The 2300-nt window shown below is 70.1% G+C and carries 4 protein-coding genes; 2 read left to right on the top strand and 2 right to left on the bottom strand.

The genetic code is table 11. From position 1 onward, the window contains the following. On the bottom strand, window positions 1–200 hold a 200-nt coding region (locus PO768_RS28570; protein WP_272648758.1), incomplete at its 3' end, for a helix-turn-helix domain-containing protein. Window positions 201–290: 90 nt separating this feature from the next. On the opposite strand from PO768_RS28570, the gene PO768_RS28565 reads away from it, so the two are divergent. Together PO768_RS28565 and PO768_RS28560 are read left to right on the top strand one after the other, a co-directional pair. Next, on the top strand, window positions 291–626 hold the full coding sequence (locus tag PO768_RS28565) for a DUF1127 domain-containing protein (protein WP_272648757.1): 336 nt from the start codon (window positions 291–293) through the stop codon (window positions 624–626). Further along, window positions 589–2097 (top strand): AMP nucleosidase, encoded by a 1509-nt coding sequence (locus PO768_RS28560; RefSeq protein WP_272648756.1) that lies wholly within the window; start codon window positions 589–591, stop codon window positions 2095–2097. Before PO768_RS28565 ends, PO768_RS28560 begins: the two co-directional genes overlap by 38 nt. Here the strand turns inward: PO768_RS28560 and PO768_RS28555 are convergent. After that, a partial coding sequence (locus PO768_RS28555) for a hypothetical protein (protein WP_272648755.1) occupies window positions 2091–2300 on the bottom strand: 210 nt, incomplete at its 5' end. The two genes, PO768_RS28560 and PO768_RS28555, sit on opposite strands and share 7 nt — an antisense overlap.

The raw sequence follows: 2300 nt of genomic DNA, 5'->3' as shown, positions 1-2300 counted from the left end.
AGCAGGGCGCCGGCCGAGGTCGGCAGCGCGCCGCGCCGGCCGCGCTGCAGCAGCTGGGCGCCGACCCGCGACTCCAGCTCGCTGATCTGCAGGCTGATGGTTGGCGCTGCCAGATGCAGGGCCTGGGCGGCGGCGGCGAAACTGCCCAGGTCGGCAATCGCCACCAGGCTGCGCAACTGGTCGAGATTCAGGCTACGCATAGGAATTCCTGTTGGCTGTGATCAGATGATTCAACTTTCCAAATCTTAGCCTTGGGCCGAGCATGGCGGCGATCAACACCGGAACCAGCCATGCCCGACAACCTCACCCCCACCTTGCTGCAATGCCTCAGCCAGCGCTGGCATGCGGCGCTGCGCCGGCGCGCCGAACGCCGCGAGCTGCTCGCGATGAGCGAGCGCGAGCTGCTGGACCTGGGATTGGGGCGCGGTGAGNCCTTGCTGCAATGCCTCAGCCAGCGCTGGCATGCGGCGCTGCGCCGGCGCGCCGAACGCCGCGAGCTGCTCGCGATGAGCGAGCGCGAGCTGCTGGACCTGGGATTGGGGCGCGGTGAGCTGGAGGCCTGCGCCGCCGCGCCACAATGGCGCCATGATGAACAAGCCGCCCTTCTTCGCCCCCACCGCGTTTGACCAGGCCGAGGCCGCGCTGGCGCGCGCCCAGGAGATCTACGCCGCCAGCGTCGCCAGCCTGCGCGAGGCGCTGCAGCGCTTCGTCGCCGGCGAGGAGATCGGCCGGGTGCGCGCCTGCTACCCCTTTGTGCGCATCCACACCCGCACCGTGGCGCGCGCGGTCTCGACCCTGGCCTACGGCTTTGTCGCCGGCCCCGGCAGCTACGAGACCACGCTGACCCGGCCCGACCTGTTCGGCGACTACTACCTGGAGCAGTTCCGCCTGCTGCTGATCAACCACGGCGTGAGCCTGGAGGTGGGCACCAGCCACCAGCCGATCCCGCTGCACTTCGCGCTCGGCGAGCATGACCATGTCGAGGGCGCGCTGAGCGCCGAGCGCCGCCTCCTGATGCGCGATCTGTTCGACCTGCCCGATCTGGCCGCGATGGACGATGGCATCGCCAATGGCACCCACCAGGGCCCACCCGGCGCGCCGGCGCCGCTGGCCCTGTTCACCGCGCCGCGGGTCGACTACTCGCTGCACCGGCTGCGCCACTACACCGGCACCTCGACCGACCACTTCCAGAACTTCGTGTTGTTCACCAACTACCAGTTCTATATCGACGAGTTCGTGCGCCTGGGCCATGAGCTGATGGCGCGCACGCCCGACCCGGCGAATCCGCATGAGCACGACGACTGCATCGCCTTCGTCGAACCCGGCAACCTGGTCACGCGCCGCGTCGGCCTGTCAGCACAAGCGGCCGATGCCTTGGGCCAGGCCCTGCCCCGCCTGCCACAGATGCCGGCCTACCACCTGATCCGCCAGGACCGCAGCGGCATCACGATGGTGAACATCGGCGTCGGCCCGGCCAATGCCAAGACCATGAGCGACCATATCGCGGTGCTGCGCCCGCATGCCTGGCTGATGCTGGGCCACTGCGCCGGCCTGCGCAACAGCCAGGCGCTGGGCGACTATGTGCTGGCCCACGGCTATGTGCGCGAGGACCATGTGCTCGACGAGGAGCTGCCGCTCTGGGTGCCTATCCCGCCGCTGGCCGAGATCCAGCAGGCGCTCGAGGAGGCGGTGGCCGAGGTGACAGGTCTTGCCGGCCCGGCGCTCAAGCAGATCTTCCGCACCGGCACCGTGGCCTCGACCGACAACCGCAACTGGGAGCTGCTGCCCAACCATCGGGACGGCGGCCCCGAGCGCCGCTTCAGCCAGAGCCGCGCGGTGGCGCTGGACCTGGAGAGCGCCACGCTGGCGGCCAACGGCTTCCGCTTCCGCGTGCCCTACGGCACCCTGCTGTGCGTCTCCGACAAGCCGCTGCATGGCGAGATCAAACTACCCGGCATGGCCAACCAGTTCTATCGCGAGCGGGTCGACCAGCATCTGCGCATCGGGCTGCGCGCGGTCGAGCTGCTGCGCAAGCGCCACCTGACCCAGCTGCACAGCCGCAAGCTGCGCAGCTTTGCCGAGGTGGCGTTTCAGTAGCCCAGTCCGCGCAGCAGCTGCAGCGCGGTCTCGAAATCGAAGGCGCGGATGCGCTCGCCGAGCTCATGGGCACGCGCCCCGTGCCGGGCGCGCAGCGCCGAGGCCAGCTCGCGATAGCGTTCGACGGCGCGGAAATCGCCGGCCGCCAGCAGCGCCGCCAGCCCGGCCAGCCTGGCGGGGTCGGGGGCCGGCTCGTCGAGCTC

This window comes from Paucibacter sp. XJ19-41 (assembly GCF_028462495.1).
Taxonomy (GTDB): domain Bacteria; phylum Pseudomonadota; class Gammaproteobacteria; order Burkholderiales; family Burkholderiaceae_C; genus Roseateles_E.
Note: the sequence above shows the minus strand (reverse complement) of the source record. Positions and strands in the feature narration are given on the sequence as shown.